Source organism: Thiohalobacter sp. IOR34 (assembly GCF_030406045.1).
In the GTDB taxonomy this organism is placed as follows: domain Bacteria; phylum Pseudomonadota; class Gammaproteobacteria; order Thiohalobacterales; family Thiohalobacteraceae.
In genome coordinates this window covers 1,483,327-1,498,445 of record NZ_CP128988.1, presented here as the reverse complement: position 1 = coordinate 1,498,445, position 15,119 = coordinate 1,483,327, and the positions used below count along the sequence as shown (strand labels likewise).

The 15,119-nt window shown below is 67.0% G+C and carries 15 protein-coding genes; 3 read left to right on the top strand and 12 right to left on the bottom strand.

The window, feature by feature from the left end; genetic code table 11:
• From QVG61_RS06905 to fabF, 5 genes are all read right to left on the bottom strand, one after another.
• On the bottom strand, nt 1-1,536 hold the full coding sequence (locus QVG61_RS06905) for a gamma-glutamyltransferase (protein WP_289929878.1): 1,536 nt from the start codon (nt 1,534-1,536) through the stop codon (nt 1-3).
• 117 nt (nt 1,537-1,653) lie between these two features.
• Nucleotides 1,654-2,673 carry an endolytic transglycosylase MltG gene (gene mltG / locus QVG61_RS06900; protein WP_289929877.1) on the bottom strand — a complete coding sequence of 340 codons (1,020 nt, stop codon included), beginning with the start codon at nt 2,671-2,673 and terminating at the stop codon, nt 1,654-1,656.
• Nucleotides 2,670-3,527 (bottom strand): aminodeoxychorismate lyase, encoded by an 858-nt coding sequence (gene pabC / locus QVG61_RS06895; protein ID WP_289929876.1) that lies wholly within the window; start codon nt 3,525-3,527, stop codon nt 2,670-2,672. The genes mltG and pabC overlap by 4 nt, the downstream gene beginning before the upstream one ends.
• A 17-nt stretch (nt 3,528-3,544) precedes the next feature.
• A complete protein-coding gene (locus QVG61_RS06890) occupies nt 3,545-4,918 on the bottom strand; it encodes an aminodeoxychorismate synthase component I (RefSeq protein ID WP_289929875.1) in 1,374 nt (457 codons plus the stop codon).
• A gap of 18 nt (nt 4,919-4,936) precedes the next feature.
• Nucleotides 4,937-6,157, bottom strand: coding sequence for a beta-ketoacyl-ACP synthase II (fabF, locus tag QVG61_RS06885; protein ID WP_289932737.1), 1,221 nt, complete (start codon nt 6,155-6,157; stop codon nt 4,937-4,939).
• On the opposite strand from fabF, the gene QVG61_RS06880 reads away from it, so the two are divergent.
• Nucleotides 6,051-6,290 (top strand): hypothetical protein, encoded by a 240-nt coding sequence (locus QVG61_RS06880; protein WP_289932805.1) that lies wholly within the window; start codon nt 6,051-6,053, stop codon nt 6,288-6,290. The two genes, fabF and QVG61_RS06880, sit on opposite strands and share 107 nt — an antisense overlap.
• Here QVG61_RS06880 and acpP read toward each other — a convergent pair.
• The 7 genes from acpP to QVG61_RS06845 form a co-directional block, all read right to left on the bottom strand.
• Nucleotides 6,271-6,507 (bottom strand): acyl carrier protein, encoded by a 237-nt coding sequence (acpP, locus tag QVG61_RS06875; protein ID WP_289929874.1) that lies wholly within the window; start codon nt 6,505-6,507, stop codon nt 6,271-6,273. The two genes, QVG61_RS06880 and acpP, sit on opposite strands and share 20 nt — an antisense overlap.
• 481 nt (nt 6,508-6,988) lie before the next feature.
• Complete coding sequence (gene fabG, locus QVG61_RS06870) at nt 6,989-7,732, bottom strand: 3-oxoacyl-ACP reductase FabG (RefSeq protein WP_289929873.1); 744 nt, start codon at nt 7,730-7,732, stop codon at nt 6,989-6,991.
• A gap of 42 nt (nt 7,733-7,774) precedes the next feature.
• Nucleotides 7,775-8,704: an ACP S-malonyltransferase gene (fabD, locus tag QVG61_RS06865; RefSeq protein ID WP_289929872.1), complete on the bottom strand. Its 930-nt coding sequence runs from the start codon at nt 8,702-8,704 to the stop codon at nt 7,775-7,777.
• A gap of 177 nt (nt 8,705-8,881) precedes the next feature.
• Complete coding sequence (locus QVG61_RS06860; RefSeq protein WP_289929871.1) at nt 8,882-9,850, bottom strand: beta-ketoacyl-ACP synthase III; 969 nt, start codon at nt 9,848-9,850, stop codon at nt 8,882-8,884.
• A complete protein-coding gene (plsX, locus tag QVG61_RS06855) occupies nt 9,847-10,878 on the bottom strand; it encodes a phosphate acyltransferase PlsX (protein WP_289929870.1) in 1,032 nt (343 codons plus the stop codon). The genes QVG61_RS06860 and plsX overlap by 4 nt, the downstream gene beginning before the upstream one ends.
• Before the next feature lie 110 nt (nt 10,879-10,988).
• A complete protein-coding gene (gene rpmF, locus QVG61_RS06850) occupies nt 10,989-11,168 on the bottom strand; it encodes a 50S ribosomal protein L32 (RefSeq protein WP_289929869.1) in 180 nt (59 codons plus the stop codon).
• Between the two features lie 16 nt (nt 11,169-11,184).
• Nucleotides 11,185-11,700: a YceD family protein gene (locus QVG61_RS06845; RefSeq protein ID WP_289929868.1), complete on the bottom strand. Its 516-nt coding sequence runs from the start codon at nt 11,698-11,700 to the stop codon at nt 11,185-11,187.
• 155 nt (nt 11,701-11,855) lie between these two features.
• Between QVG61_RS06845 and QVG61_RS06840 the strand changes: the two genes are divergently transcribed.
• Both QVG61_RS06840 and oadA read left to right on the top strand, forming a co-directional pair.
• Nucleotides 11,856-13,274: an acetyl-CoA carboxylase biotin carboxylase subunit gene (locus tag QVG61_RS06840; protein ID WP_289929867.1), complete on the top strand. Its 1,419-nt coding sequence runs from the start codon at nt 11,856-11,858 to the stop codon at nt 13,272-13,274.
• Between the two features lie 15 nt (nt 13,275-13,289).
• A complete protein-coding gene (gene oadA, locus QVG61_RS06835; RefSeq protein WP_289929866.1) occupies nt 13,290-15,113 on the top strand; it encodes a sodium-extruding oxaloacetate decarboxylase subunit alpha in 1,824 nt (607 codons plus the stop codon).
• The last annotated feature ends 6 nt before the right edge of the window (nt 15,114-15,119 follow it).

Sequence of the window (15,119 nt, the reverse complement as noted above, 5' to 3'; positions counted from 1 at the left end):
TCAGACCAGCCGCACCACGCCGCCGCGGCGCGGGTCGCCCCAGCCGCTCAGCCTGTCCGCCTCCAGCAGGGCGGCGTGCACGCCGCCAAAGAACAGGCTGCGCTGGGGCCAGAGCCGATGCCGTGGCCAGTGCTCGAACAGCCTGGCGACGGCCGCCTCCGGCAGGCCGGCCTCGACGTTGAGCAGCTCGTCCTCCAGGTGGATGCGTGGCCGCTCGATGGCCTCTGGCAGCGGCAGCCCGAGATCCACGAGGTTGACCAACACCTGGAGGATGGCGCTGCGGATGCGGTTGGAGCCGCCGGAGCCCAGCACCAGCCGGCGGCCGTCCGGGCTGTCGAGGAGGGTCGGTGCCATCATCGAGGTCATGCGCTGTCCCGGCGGCCAGGCGTGGAAGCCGTGAGGGTTGAGATCCTGCTCGCCAAGCATGTTGTTGAGCATGATGCCGGTGTCCGGGATCAGCCGGCCGCAGCCCTCGCCGTTGCTGACACTGAGGCCGGCCAGGTTGCCGGCCGCATCGATGACGCTGACATGGGTGGTGCCGCGACGTGCTCCGGGCCGGCCCTGCAGTTCGCTCCGGTAGCGGTCGAGGAAGGCCGTATCGAGCAGGCTCCCGGCCTCGAGGCCGAGCCCCCGGCGCTCGGCATCGAGCCGTGCCTCCCCGGTGAGGTGCATGACCCGGGCCAACTGCTGCAGCCAGTCGGCCTCGCTCACCGCCCCGGCATCGATGTCTTCCAGCAGGCGCAGGGCGAAGGCGATCAGCAGGCCGCCGGAGGACGGTGGCGGATTGGTGATCAGCCGGTGGCCGCGGTAGTCGAGACGCAGCGGTTCACGCCGCAGGCTGCGATAGCTGTGGAGGTCTTCGGCGGTCAGCAGGCCGCCATGCCGGCACAGCTCGACGATACGCCGGCCGATCTCGCCGCTATAGAACAGCCCGGCGCCCTCCTCTGCCAGCCATTCCAGGCTGTCGGCCAGCTGCGGCAGGCGCAGAAGGTCGCCCTCGCCGACCAGACCGGAGGCCGCGCTGCCGGCGAACAGGCCGCGTACCGCCTCGTCGGCCCTGTAGATGGGGCTGACGATCTCGAACACCCTTGCCTGCAGGGCGTTCACCCGCACACCCCCGCGTGCCAGGGCGACCGCCAGCTCGACCAGCCGCGTCATCGGCAGCCGGCAGAGCCGGGCATGGGCATCGAACAGGCCATGCACGCAGCCCGGCGTGGCGACGGCGCCGAGTCCGATGTGGAATTCCTGGCGGGCACTGCCGAAGTCGGCACGGATGGGATAGAAGTCCAGCTCACGACCGGCAGCGGGGGCCAGCGGTGTCTGCACGAAGAAGTCGAACAGGGTCTCGCTGCCATCGGCACAAGCCGCCAGCAGAAAGCCGCCACCGGCCGGCGAGGCCAGCACCGGCTCGCAGACACAGGCGGCGAAGAAGGCCGCGATCGCGGCATCGAAGGCGTTGCCGCCCGCCTCCAGTATCTGCGCCGCCGCCTCCGCGCTGAGCGGATGCCCGGCTGCAATCACTCCCTTGGGCCGCATGTCACCTCGGTATCGCCGCGGTCCTGCCACGGCCAAAGATGGATAGCCTGAAGCGGATCATATTCAGCTTCCTCTGCTGTGCCTGTCGCCAGCCTGCAGGGGGCCAGATGCCAATCGTCAGCGCTTCAATTGGTAGCGGCGCACTGCCCGGTTGTGCTCCTGCAGGGTGGCCGAAAACTGATGGCTGCCATCGCCGCGGGCGACGAAGTAGAGCGCCTTGCCCGGCGCGGGGTGGAGCACGGCGCGAATGGCGTCCACGCCCGGCAGGGCGATCGGGGTGGGCGGCAGCCCCTTGTTCAGGTAGGTGTTGTAGGGCGTATCGCGGCGCAGGTCGCGGTAGCGGATGTTGCCATCGAAGTCGGCGCCCAGGCCGTAGATCACCGTAGGGTCGGTCTGCAGGCGCATGCCCTTGCGCAGGCGACGGATGAACACCCCGGCGATCTGCGGCCGCTCTTCGGGCAGTGCCGTCTCCTTCTCCACGATGGAGGCCAGGATCAGCGCCTCGTAGGGGGTTTTCAGCGGCAGGCCCTCGTCCCGTGTCGCCCATTCCTGCTGCAGGGTCTTCTGCATGGCGTCGAAGGCGCGGCGCAGTACCTCGCTGTCGCGGGCGCCGCGCGGAAAATGATAGGTGTCGGGCAGGAAGCGGCCTTCGGGATGCAGACCCGGCTGCCCGATACGCTGCATCACGGCGGCGTCGTCCAGGCCGCGCAGTTCGTGCTGCAGGGTGTCGAGACTGTCCAGGTAGACGCGCAGTTCACGGAAGGTCCAGCCCTCGACGATGGTGACCGGGTGCTGCACCACCCGTCCGGCAACCAGCTGGGCGAGCAGTTCGGCCGGGCGGGTGCCGGGATCGATGCGGTATTCGCCGGCCTGGATCCGTCCCGCCAGTCCCTCGCGGCGTGCCAGCCAGACCAGATAATGCGGCCTCCGGAGCACCCTGTCGCGGGCCAGCCGGTCGGCGACACGGCGTAGCGAGCTGCCCGGTTCGATCTCGAACAGATAGCCCCTCTCCGCCACCATCAGCGGGGTGCGGGTGAAGTCGCGGTAGTCCATGGCCAACCAGCCCGCCGCGAGAGCGCCGAGCAGGACCGCCAGTCCGAGCAGCAGGCCCAGGCGGCGTCGCAGCTCGGGGCTCATGTCGTTTCCTCCCCTGCCGGCAGGGGGCGGCCGAGTCGTTCGAACAGCGCGGCCTGCAGCTCGCCGGCCAGCGGCGGAACGGCATAGTTCCGGTCATCGATGCTGCGCACCGGCCAGAGCCCGATCAGGCTGTTGCTGACCAGGGCGCCCTCGAAGCCGGCCAGTTCGCTGTCCGCCACCGGTCGCTCCTGACAGGCGATCCCCCGTTCGCGGGCCAGCTCGATCAGGGTGGCGCGCATCACCCCCGCCACGCCGCAGGTGTCGATCGCCGGCGTCACCAGCTCACCGCCGGTGACGAAAAAGACGTTACTGCTGATGCCTTCCACCACCCGTCCCTCGACGTCGAGCATCAGACCCTCCTCGAAGTCGTCGTTGTCCCACTCGCTGCGCGCCAGCACCTGTTCCAGGCGGTTGAGGTGTTTGATCCCGGCCAGTGCCGGATTGAGGCCGAGCCGGGTCCGGCAGCGGCGCAGGCGCACCCCCTGTCGCCAGAGCGCCGCGTCGCGTTCCGGCCAGGACAGCAGGCAGAGGATACGGGTTGCGGCGACGGTCGATGGCGGCCGGTAACCGCGCCCTCCCGAACCGCGGGTGAGGATGATCTTCAGCACTGCCGCCGCCCGGCCGGCGCTGAGCCGACCGGCCTCGGCGGCCAGCAGCGAGCGGTCCGGCAGGGGGAGGCCCAGCCGCCGGCAGCCCTCGGTGAGGCGATCCAGGTGGGCATCGAACAGCTCGATCCGGCCGTTGCGCACGGCCAGGGTCTCGAACAGGCCGTCGCCATAGTGCAGGCCACGGTCGGCCAGCGGCAGCTTGCGGCACTCGATGCCGTTGACGAGACAGGCCAGGGATTCCGACATGGGCCGAGTGTACCCCATCAGTTCCCGCCGCTGCCCAGCGCCAGCAGCAGGCCTCGCGCCTTGGCCCGGGTCTCCTCCAGCTCGCGTCCCGGATCCGAGTCGGCGACGATCCCGGCGCCGGCGCGGAACGCGATGTGCCGGCCGCGCTGTTCGAGGGTGCGGATGAGGATGTTGAGGTCCAGGCTGCCGTCGCGGTTGAGATAGCCCATGGAACCGGTATAGGCGCCACGCGGTCGTGCTTCCAGTTCGGCGATGATCTCCATGCAGCGCACCTTGGGACAGCCGGTGATGGTGCCACCGGGGAACAGGGCACGGATCACCCCGCCCGGCGTGACCCCGGGCCGCAGCCGCCCCTGCACATTGGAGACGATGTGGTGGACGTGGGCATAGGATTCCAGCGTCATCAGTTCGTCGACCTCGATGCTGCCCGGCACACAGACCCGTCCGAGATCATTGCGCTCCAGATCGATGAGCATGATGTGCTCGGCCCGTTCCTTGGGATGGCCGAGCAGCTCGGTGGACAGTCCCTCGTCGCTGCCCAGGTCCTCCCCGCGCGGCCGGGTGCCGGCGATGGGGCGGGTGGCGATGCGGCCATTGCGCACCTCGACCAGTCGTTCCGGCGAGCTGCTGATCACCGCCCGGTCGTCCCAGGTGGCAAGGCCGTTGAAGGGGCCGGGGTTGGCCTGACGCAGTCGCCGGTAGAGAGCCGACGGCGGGCAGGCCGTGGCCAGTTGCGCCTGCCACAGGCGGGACAGGTTGGCCTGGAAGACGTCGCCGTCACGGATGTAGTCCAGGGTGCGGCGTACCGCGCCGACATAGCGCGCGGGTTCCTCTTCCGCCACGCTGGCCGTTGGCGAGGTCTCCGCCCTGTGCGGCGCCATCGCCTGGATGGCGGCGAGATCCTCGCGCATCTGCGCCAGGGCAGCCTCCTGTCCGGTCTCGGCCAGCAGCAGGGTCTGCTTGTGCCGGTGGTCGAGGATCAGGGCGCTGCGGAAGCGCACCGCCTGGGCGACGATCTCGTCGGGCGCACAGCGGGGCAGCGCCAGGCGCCGTTCGATCTGGCCGGCCAGTTCATAGCCGAGAAACAGGAACCAGCCACCCTGGAACGGCAGGCGGTCGTCGCCGGTCGGCTGCTGTTCGGCCTGCCAGGCCGCGTCGAGGGCGGTGAGGAAGTCGTTACCGGGCCGTGCGGCGCCCTCCAGCCGGCCGTCGCCGTACAGGGTCAGGCGTTCGCCCGGCAGGGCGAAGAGTATGTCGAAGCGGGCCTGGGGCCCGCGGGCACGGCTCTCCAGCAGGTACGGGTAGCGCTGTGGCCGGTAGTCGTGGAGGGTCAGCAGGTCGACAGTGCCCGGCAGCTGCTGGACGATGGGGGGCGTTTCGCTCGGCGCCATGGGGCGCGGCCGGCCGCCTCAGCGGAAGCGGCGCAGCACCAGGGTGCCGTTGGTGCCGCCGAAACCGAAGGAGTTGGACAGGGCCACATCGATCTCCATCTGCCGTGCCTCGTTGGGCACGTAGTCGAGGTCGCACTCCGGGTCCGGGGTGAAGTAGTTGATGGTGGGCGGCGCGACCTGGTCGCGGATCGCCAGCGCGGTGAAGATCGCCTCCACACCACCGGCTGCGCCGAGCAGATGGCCGGTCATGGACTTGGTGGAGCTGACCGCGACGCGGCGAGCGTGATCGCCCAGCGCGGATTTGATGGCCTCGGTCTCGGCCTTGTCGCCGGCCGGGGTGGAGGTGCCGTGGGCGTTGATGTAGTCGACGTCCTCCGGCGCCAGGCCGGCATCGCGCAGCGCCTCCAGCATGCAGCGCCGCGCGCCTTCGCCGCCGACGGCCGGCTGGGTCATGTGGCAGGCGTCGCCGCTCATGCCGTAGCCGACCACCTCGGCATAGATGGTCGCGCCACGGGCCCGGGCGTGTTCCAGTTCCTCCAGCACCATCACTCCGGCACCGTCGCCGAGCACGAAACCGTCGCGGTCCTTGTCCCAGGGACGGCTGGCCGTCTGCGGATCCTCGTTGCGCGTCGACAGGGCGCGGGCCGCGGCGAAGCCGCCCATGCCCAGCGGCGTGCTGGCCTTCTCCGCGCCGCCGGCGACCATTACGTCGGCGTCGCCGTAGGCGATGAAGCGTGCCGCCTGGCCGATGTTGTGGGTGCCGGTGGTGCAGGCGGTGACGATGGCGATGTTCGGCCCCTTCAGGCCATGCTGGATGGAGAAGTTGCCGGAGATCATGTTGATGATGCTGGCAGGCACGAAGAAGGGCGACATCTTGCGCGGCCCCTTCTCCAGCAGATTGCTGTGGTTGACCTCGATGGTGGTCAGGCCGCCGATGCCCGAACCGATGGCGACACCGATGCGCCCGGCATTGGCCTCGGTGATCTCCAGCCCGGAATCGGCCAGCGCCTGGGCGCCGGCGGCCATGCCGTAGTGGATGAAGGGATCCATCTTGCGTGCGTCCTTGCCCGACAGGTAATCACTGACCTCGAAATCGATCACGGTGCCGGCGAAGCGTACCGGATAGGCCGAGGTGTCGAAGCTCTCGATCATGCGGATGCCGCCGCGGCCGGCGACGATGTTTTCCCAAGCCCTGGAAATGCTGCTGCCGACCGGCGAAACGATCCCCAGACCTGTGATTACGACACGTCGTTTAGACAAGACTCCATCCCTTTTTCTGGTTCAGGAATTGCAACAGAAAAATGCCGCGACCACTGGACGTGGTAGCGGCGGGTTGCGTGTGGCCTTCGAGATCAGCCCAGATGGGCGTTGATGTAGTCGATGGCCTGCTGAACGGTGGTGATCTTCTCGGCTTCCTCGTCGGGAATCTCGCATTCGAATTCCTCTTCGAGAGCCATCACCAGCTCAACGGTATCCAGCGAGTCGGCGCCCAGATCATCGACGAAGGATGATGCGTTGTTGACTTCATCTTCCTTGACACCCAGCTGTTCAACAACGATTTTCTTGACGCGTTCTTCAACGTTACTCATGACAGGTAGTTCCTCCGAGAATTCAGGCAGCTTGAGCTGCGGCCGGTATTGTAGTGAAAAGCGTATCCGTTATCCAGTGATAACACGTTGATTTACAGCAAGGCTTGACCTCGGTCGGGCGGTTCGCCTGCAGGCCTGCAGGCGGCCTGTAAACCTGATGGATAACAACAATATGCAGGGCGTTCCTTAGGGCCTGTTAACACGATCCCAATGGGTTCTGCCGGGGCTCTTTTTTCGTCCAGCAAGGCAGAACGAGCGAGCTGTAGTCAGTCTACCTGAGCGAATGATAACGCCGCTGGGCGGGAAAAGAGCCCCAGCCCTGCGGGTTGCGCCTGAAAAAGCGCCACTCCGCGTTGCTCGTCGTTCATTTGGCGTCACCAAACCTCTCTCCTCGCGCCTCGATTGGCGCTTTTTCAGGTGCAACAGAGCCCATTGGGATCGTGTCAACAGGCCCTGGCCGGATTGACAACAGGTCACCGTCTCAGGCCATGTACATGCCGCCATTGACGTGCAGGGTTTCGCCGGTGATGTAGGCCGCCTGCGGCGAGGCCAGGAAGGCCACCGCCTGGGCGATGTCCGCCGCGTCGCCGAGACGGCCGAGCGGGATCTCACCGAGCAGCGCCTGGCGCTGCTCCTCGGACAGGGCGCGGGTCATGTCGGTGTCGATGAAACCGGGGGCAACGGTGTTGACCGTGATGCCGCGTGAACCCACCTCGCGGGCCAGCGACTTGGCGAAGCCGATCATGCCGGCCTTGGCCGCAGCGTAGTTGGCCTGTCCCGCATTGCCGGTGGCACCGACCACCGAGGCGATGTTGATGATGCGACCATGGCGCGCCTTCATCATGGCGCGCAGGCAGGCCTTGCTGAGACGGAACACCGAACTGAGGTTGGTGTCGATCACGGCATCCCATTCCTCCGGCTTCATGCGCATCAGCAGATTGTCGCGGGTGATGCCGGCGTTGTTGACCAGGATGCTGGGGGCGCCGAAGTCGTCGCCCATGGATTTGAGCAGGGCATCGACCGAGGCAGGATCGGTGACGTCCAGTACCCGCCCGGCGCCCTTCACGCCGGCCGTGGCAAAGGCCTCGTCGATGGCGGTGGCACCCGCCTCCGAGGTGGCGGTGCCGACCACGGTGGCTCCGCGGTGGCCGAGTTCCAGGGCGATGGCGCGGCCAATGCCTCGGCTGGCACCAGTGACCAGGGCAATCTCGTCTTGCAGCGACATGGTCGTCGGACTCCTTGGCTGTAGGTTGGTAGGGGCGGCGCTTCAGGCCTGGAGGGCGGCGGCCAGGCTGTCCGGATCGAACACCGGCAGGGCCTGCATGCCCTTGTCGATTCGCTTGTTGAGGCCGACCAGCACCTTGCCCGGTCCGGCCTCGACCAGGTGGTCGATGCCCTGCCCGGCCATGGCCTGGATGGTTTCCACCCAGCGCACCGGATTGTACAACTGGCGCACCAGGGCGTCGCGGATCCGGGCCGGATCGTCGTAGGCAGCGACGTCGGCGTTGTGGATCACCGGGATGCGGGGTGTGGCCAGGGTTGTCCGGGCCAGGGTCTCGGCAAAGGCCTCGGCCGCCGGCTGCATCAGGCTGCAGTGCGAGGGCACGCTGACCGGCAGCGGAATGGCGCGCTTGGCACCGGCCGACTTGGCCAGGCCGATGGCACGCTCCACCGCACTGCTCTGGCCGGCGATCACCACCTGTCCCGGCGAATTGAAGTTGACCGGCGCCACCACCTCGCCCTCGGCGGCCTGCTCGCAGAGGCTGCGCACCTGTTCGTCGTCCAGGCCGAGGATGGCGGCCATGGCGCCACTGCCCGCCGGCACGGCCTCCTGCATGCGACGGCCACGTTCCTCGACCAGTTTCACGGCATCGGCGAAGTCGAGGCTGCCGGCGCAGACCAGGGCGCTGTATTCGCCCAGGCTGTGGCCGGCCATCAGCGCCGGTGTTGCGCCGCCCTGCTCCTGCCAGACCCGCCACACGGCCACCCCCGCCGCCAGCATCGCCGGCTGGGTGCGGTCGGTCTGGTTGAGCGCCTCGGCCGGCCCCTCCTGGGCCAGCCGCCACAGGTCGTAGCCCAGCGCGTCCGAGGCCTCTTCAAAGGTGTGCCGCACCAGGGGGAAGGCCTCGGCCAGAGCGGCCAGCATGCCGACGCTCTGCGAGCCCTGGCCGGGAAAGACGATTGCCAGTTTGTTCATGTCCGCTTCCACTGTTTCAACAGGCTGTCTTTTGATTCATGGCCACGGAAAATACGGAAGCACGGAAAAATGATTTTTTAGCCTCGCCGCGTCAGGGCGTGGCAAGGCACAAGACCAAAGGGCTTTTCCGTGCTTTCCGTGTTTTCCGTGGCTAATAAATAATGAGGTTTTGATCATTCAATATTTCAGCAACACCGATCCCCAGGTGAAACCGCCGCCGAAGGCCTCCATCAGCACGGTCTCGCCGCGCTGGATGCGTCCGTCGCGTACTGCAGTGTCCAGCGCCAATGGCACCGAGGCAGCGGAGGTGTTGCCGTGACGGTCGACGGTGATCACCACCCGTTCAGTGGTCATTTTCAGCTTGCGGGCGGTGGCGTTGATGATGCGGATGTTGGCCTGGTGCGGCACCAGCCAGTCGATGTCCGACTTGTCCAGGTCGTTGGCGGCCAGGGTTTCGTCGACGATGCGGCCCAGGGTGTTGACTGCCATCTTGAACACCTCGTTGCCCTTCATCTGCATGAAGGCCTCACCCTGGCGGACCTTGTCGTAGCCCTGGGAGATGCCGGCCGGCACGGTGAGCAGGCTCTCGTAGCTGCCGTCGGCATGCAGATGGGTGGAGAGGATGCCGGGTTCGTCGCTGGCCTCGAGCAGCACCGCGCCGGCGCCGTCGCCGAACAGGACGCAGGTGCTGCGGTCCGTCCAGTCGACGATGCGCGACAGGGTCTCGGCGCCGATCACCAGGGCACAGCGCACGCTGCCGCTGCGGATGAATTTCTCGGCCACGCCCAGCGCATAGACGAAACCGGTGCACACCGCCTGGATGTCGAAGGCGGCGCAACCGTGGATGTCGAGGCGCTGCTGCAGCAGGCAGGCGGTGCTGGGGAACACCCGGTCCGGGGTGGTGGTGGCGACGATGATCAGGTCGACCTCGCCGGTCTCGCGGCCGGCCGCCTGCAGGGCGCGGCGTGCCGCCTGTTCAGCCAGGTCGCAGGTGGTCTCGCCCTCGGCGGCGATATGCCGTTCCTCGATGCCGGTACGTTCGCGGATCCACTGGTCGCTGGTGTCGACCATGGTCTCCAGTTCCTTGTTGCTCAGCACCTTCTCAGGCAGGTAGCCGCCGGTGCCCGTTATGCGTGCGTAATTCAAACTGCTTGCCTTTCTGAGAGCAGGGTTTCCAACTGTCGGGCAATACGTCCAGGCACCTGCAGCCGGACCTCCTCCATGGCCACTTCGATGGCATTGGCGAAGGCCAGTGCGTCGGCGCCGCCGTGACTCTTGATGGCGATGCCGCGCAGGCCGAGCAGGCTGGCGCCGTTGTAGCGCCGCGGGTCGACCCGGCGGCGGAAGGCGCGCAGTACCGGCAGGGCGCAGAGGCCGGCGAGCCGGGTGAGGAGATTGCGGTTGAACTCCTCCTTCATGAAATGGGCAATCATCTTGGCCACGCCCTCGCTGGTCTTCAGGGCCACGTTGCCGACGAAGCCGTCGCAGACCACCACGTCCACGCCCCCGGTGTACACGTCGTCGCCCTCGACATAGCCGATGTAGTTGATGGAACTGCCGGAGAGCAACTGGTGGGCGCCCTTGACCTGCTCGTTGCCCTTGATCTCCTCCTCGCCGATGTTGAGCAGGCCGACCCGCGGCCGTTCGATGCCGTCCACCGCATTGGCCAGCACCGAGCCCATGACCGCGAACTGGAACAACTGTTCCGCCGTGCAGTCGATGTTGGCGCCGAGGTCCAGCACCAGGGTGTGGCCGTCGATCGAGGGAATGGCGGTCAGGATCGCCGGGCGGTCGATGCCGGGCAGGGTCTTGAGGACGTAGCGGGCAGTGGCCATCAACGCCCCGGTATTGCCGGCGCTGACACAGGCCTGGGCCTCGCCCTCCTTGACCAGGTTGATGGCGATGCGCATCGAGGAGTCCTTCTTGAAGCGCAGGGCGTGCGACGGCGGTTCGTCCATCTCCACCACCTGGGTGGCGGGCTGGATGCGCAGCCGGCCGTTCTGCAGGTAGGGTTGATGGGACTCCAGCCGCTGGTGCAGCGCTGCTTCGTCGCCGACCAGGATCAACACCAGCTCGTCGTGGGCGTCGAGCATGCGCAGTGCCGCGGGAACGACGCTGTCGGGACCGACATCGCCGCCCATGGCATCGAGTGAAATGATGATCGGGTCACTCATCGACGGGACTCAACAAGGCTCTGCGGCTGCAGGCAGCCGGCCATAAAACGGTTGCGGCGTGCGGTGCCGGGTAGGCTGCCGCACGCCGCAGGAAGGCTGCGCCTGGGACCTCAGTCCTCGTCGCGGGAGATGACCTTGCGTCCGCGATAGTAGCCGTCGGGGCTGATGTGGTGACGCAGATGCGTCTCGCCGGTGGTCGGTTCGATGGACAGCGCCCGGGACTTGAGGCTGTCGTGCGAACGGCGCATGCCGCGCTTGGACGGGGTCTTTCGATTCTGTTGGACTGCCATGACGGACTACTCCTGCTCACTCATCTCGCTTCAACTTTTCCAGTACCGCAAACGGGTTGTCCCGCTGCCCTGCAACCTGTTCCGGTTCGCTTTGCGCCTGTCGCGCGCCGCAGCCCGCTTCGTCCGCATGGACGGCGAACATCGGCAGTGCCAGCAGCAGCTCGTCCTCGATCAGATCGCTGAGCGAGAGCGGCTCGCCCGCATAGACCAGGGGCTCGAACTCTTCCGGTATCCTGTCCGCCAGCGCCTCGCTTTCGATCAGCGCCAGGCGGAAATCGAGATCGACCGGGAAACGCAGGGGCTCCAGACAGCGTTCACAACGCAGCCGGAGTTCACCTCTGATCCTGCCCGCGATGTAGCGGGTGCCCGCCTCGCTGGTGCCGAAGTCGAGCTCGACCTCGAGTTCGACGTCCTGCTCTTCGAGCCGGGGTGTCAGGCGCGCCATGCGCGCCGTCGACAGGCGGCCCGCCAGCTGGCGGCGGTTTCGGATCAGGGATACCGGGTCTAGCCTTTCCGGCAACCGTTGCTGCATAAGCCGCGCATCATATCTCTCCCAAGCGCTTGTGTCAAAAAGAAAAGCGGGGGTTTCTCCTGGTCCGGATTTGTTGACAAGCCGAGGGGTTTTCCGTAGAAGTCTTCAGTCCCTGCGGGGTCGGCCGCCGATTCGCCAGTAACAGGACTAATGTCTTGATAAAAAAGATCCTAATTGCCAACCGGGGCGAGATCGCGGTGCGCATCGTGCGCGCCTGCCACGAGATGGGGATCCGCGCCGTGGCCATCTTTACCGACGCCGACCGCCACGCCCTGCATGTGAAGAAGGCCGACGAGGCCTACAACATCGGCCCGGATTCGGTGGCTGGCTACCTCAATGCCCACCGCATCGTCAATCTGGCCAGCGCCACCGGCTGCGATGCCCTGCACCCCGGCTACGGTTTCCTTTCAGAGAATCCGGCGCTGGCCGAGATCTGCGCCCGACGCAACATCCGCTTCATCGGCCCCGACGCGGCGGTGATCCGCAGCATGGGTGACAAGATCGAGGCACGCCGCGCCATGCAGGCAGCCGGCGTGCCGGTGGTGCCGGGCAGCGAGGGCAACCTGTCCGGTCTCGACGAGGCCCTGGCCCTGGCCGGGGAGATCGGCTATCCGGTGATGCTCAAGGCCACCGCCGGCGGCGGCGGGCGCGGCATCCGCCGCTGCAACGATGTGGCCGATCTGCGTCGCAACTACGAGCGGGTGATCTCCGAGGCGACCAAGGCCTTCGGCAGCGCCGACCTGTTCCTGGAAAAATGCGTCGACAACCCGCGGCACATCGAGGCACAGATCCTCGCCGACGGCCACGGCAACGTGATTCATCTGTTCGAGCGCGACTGCTCCATCCAGCGCCGCCACCAGAAACTGATCGAGATCGCCCCCTCTCCCCAGCTCAGCGACGAACAGCGGCGGCTCATCGGCGACCATGCCGTCAGGGCCGCCCGGGCCGTCGGCTACCAGAATGCCGGCACGGTCGAGTTCCTGATGGACGAGCAGGACAATTTCTACTTCATGGAGATGAACACCCGGCTGCAGGTCGAGCACACGGTGACCGAGGTGATCACCGGAATCGACATCGTGCAGGAGCAGATCCGCATCGCGGCCGGCCTGCCGCTGCGCTACCGGCAGGAAGAGGTGCAGCGCCGCGGCTACGCCATGGAGTTCCGCATCAATGCCGAGGATCCGCAGAACGACTTCCTGCCCAGCTTCGGCCGCATCACTCGCTACTTCGCACCGGGCGGTCCCGGGGTGCGCACCGATGCCGCCATCTACAGTGGCTACGACATCCCCCCCTACTACGACTCCATGTGCGCCAAGCTCACGGTCTGGGCGCTGGACTGGGAGGGGGTGCTGAACCGGGCACGGCGGGCGCTGAACGACATGGGGGTGTACGGGGTCAAGACCACCATCCCCTACTACCTGCAGATCCTCGACACCCCGGACTTTCGCGCCGGGCGCTTCGACACCGGCTTCGTCGAGGCGCACCCGGAGCTGGTCAACTACAGCATCAGCCGCCCGACCCGGGAGATGGCGGCGGTGATCTCGGCCGCCATCGCGGCCTACAGCGGCTTCTGACACAGAGACCCGACTATGGCACAGGTAAAGATAACCGAGGTGGTGCTACGCGATGGCCACCAGTCACTGATCGCCACCCGCATGCGTACCGAGGACATGCTGCCGATCTGCGACAAGCTGGAACGGGCCGGCTTCTGGTCGCTGGAGGTCTGGGGCGGCGCCACCTTCGATGCCTGTCTGCGTTTCCTCAGGGAGGATCCCTGGGAACGTCTGCACCGGCTGCGCGAGGCATTGCCCAACAGCCGCCTGCAGATGTTGCTGCGCGGTCAGAACCTGCTCGGTTACCGGCACTATTCCGACGATGTGGTCGAGGCCTTCGTGGCACGCGCCGCGGCCGCTGGTATCGACGTGTTCCGCATCTTCGACGCGCTCAACGACGAGCGCAACATGGCAAGCTCGATCCGCGCGGTCAAGGCCAGCGGCAAGCATGCCCAGGGCACCCTCTGCTACACCGTCAGTCCGGTGCACGGCATCGAGCAGTTCACCGCCATGGCCCGCCGCCTGGAGGCGATGGGCTGTGACAGCATTGCCGTCAAGGACATGGCCGGCCTGCTGACGCCGTTCCGTGCCGCCGAGCTGATCCGCGCCCTCTGCGACGCGGTGCAGGTGCCGGTCCATCTGCACATGCATGCCACCGCCGGCGTCGCCGAGATGTGCCAGTTGAAGGCCATCGAGAACGGCTGCCTGCACATCGATACCGCCATCTCCGCCTTCGCCGGCGGGGCCAGCCATCCGCCGACGGAGAGCATGGTCGCAGCCCTTGCCGACAGCGACTACGACACCGGCCTGGACCTGGAGCTGCTGCAGGAGATCGGCTTCTATTTCCGCGAGGTACGCAGGAAGTATCACCAGTTCGAGAGCGAGGGCACCGGCCTCGACACCCGGGTGCAGATCTATCAGGTGCCGGGCGGCATGATCTCCAATCTCTACAACCAGCTCCGCGAACAGGGGGAGCTGGGACGCATCGACGAGGTGCTGGCGGAGATCCCGCGGGTGCGTGAGGATCTCGGCTACCCGCCGCTGGTCACCCCCACCTCGCAGATCGTCGGCACCCAGGCGGTGATGAACGTGCTCACCGGCGAGCGTTACAAGGCGATCACCAACGAAGTGAAGCTCTATCTGCAGGGCCGCTACGGGCGGGCGCCGGGGCCGGTCAACCCCATGGTCCGTCAGCTGGCGATCGGCAACGAGGACGTCATCGAGACGCGTCCCGCCGATCTGCTGTCGCCGGAGATGCACCGCCTGCGCGAGGAGATCGGCGAGCTGGCGAGGAACGAGGAGGACGTGCTGACCTATGCCATGTTCCCCGAGGTGGGCCGGGAGTTCCTGGAACAGCGTGCCGCAGGCAGCCTGCGACCCGAGCCGCTGGAGCCGCCTCGCGCCAGGGGTGAAGCCCAGGGGCGGCCAACCGAGTTCAACGTCACCCTGCACGGCGAGACCTACCACGTGCGTCTGACCGGTGCCGGTCACGGTCACGAGGACAAACGCCCCTTCTACCTGACCGTGGACGGGGTCCCGGAAGAGGTGCTGGTGGAATCCCTGGAAGAGATCGAGCCCGCAGCGGAGGGCGGTGCGGTCACTGCCCAGCCCAAGGGCAGCCGCCGCCCCCGGGCCAGCGGACCGGGCGATGTCACCACCTCCATGCCCGGCACCATCGTCGATGTCCTGGTCGAGGTCGGTTCACGGGTCAAGGCCGGAGATCCGCTGCTGGTCGCCGAGGCGATGAAGATGGAGACCGAGATCCAGGCGCCGATCAGCGGCATCGTGAAGGCCATCCATGTCGCCAAGGGCGACAGCGTCAATCCCGACGAGACCCTGGTGGAAATCGAAGGAGACTGAAGCCGT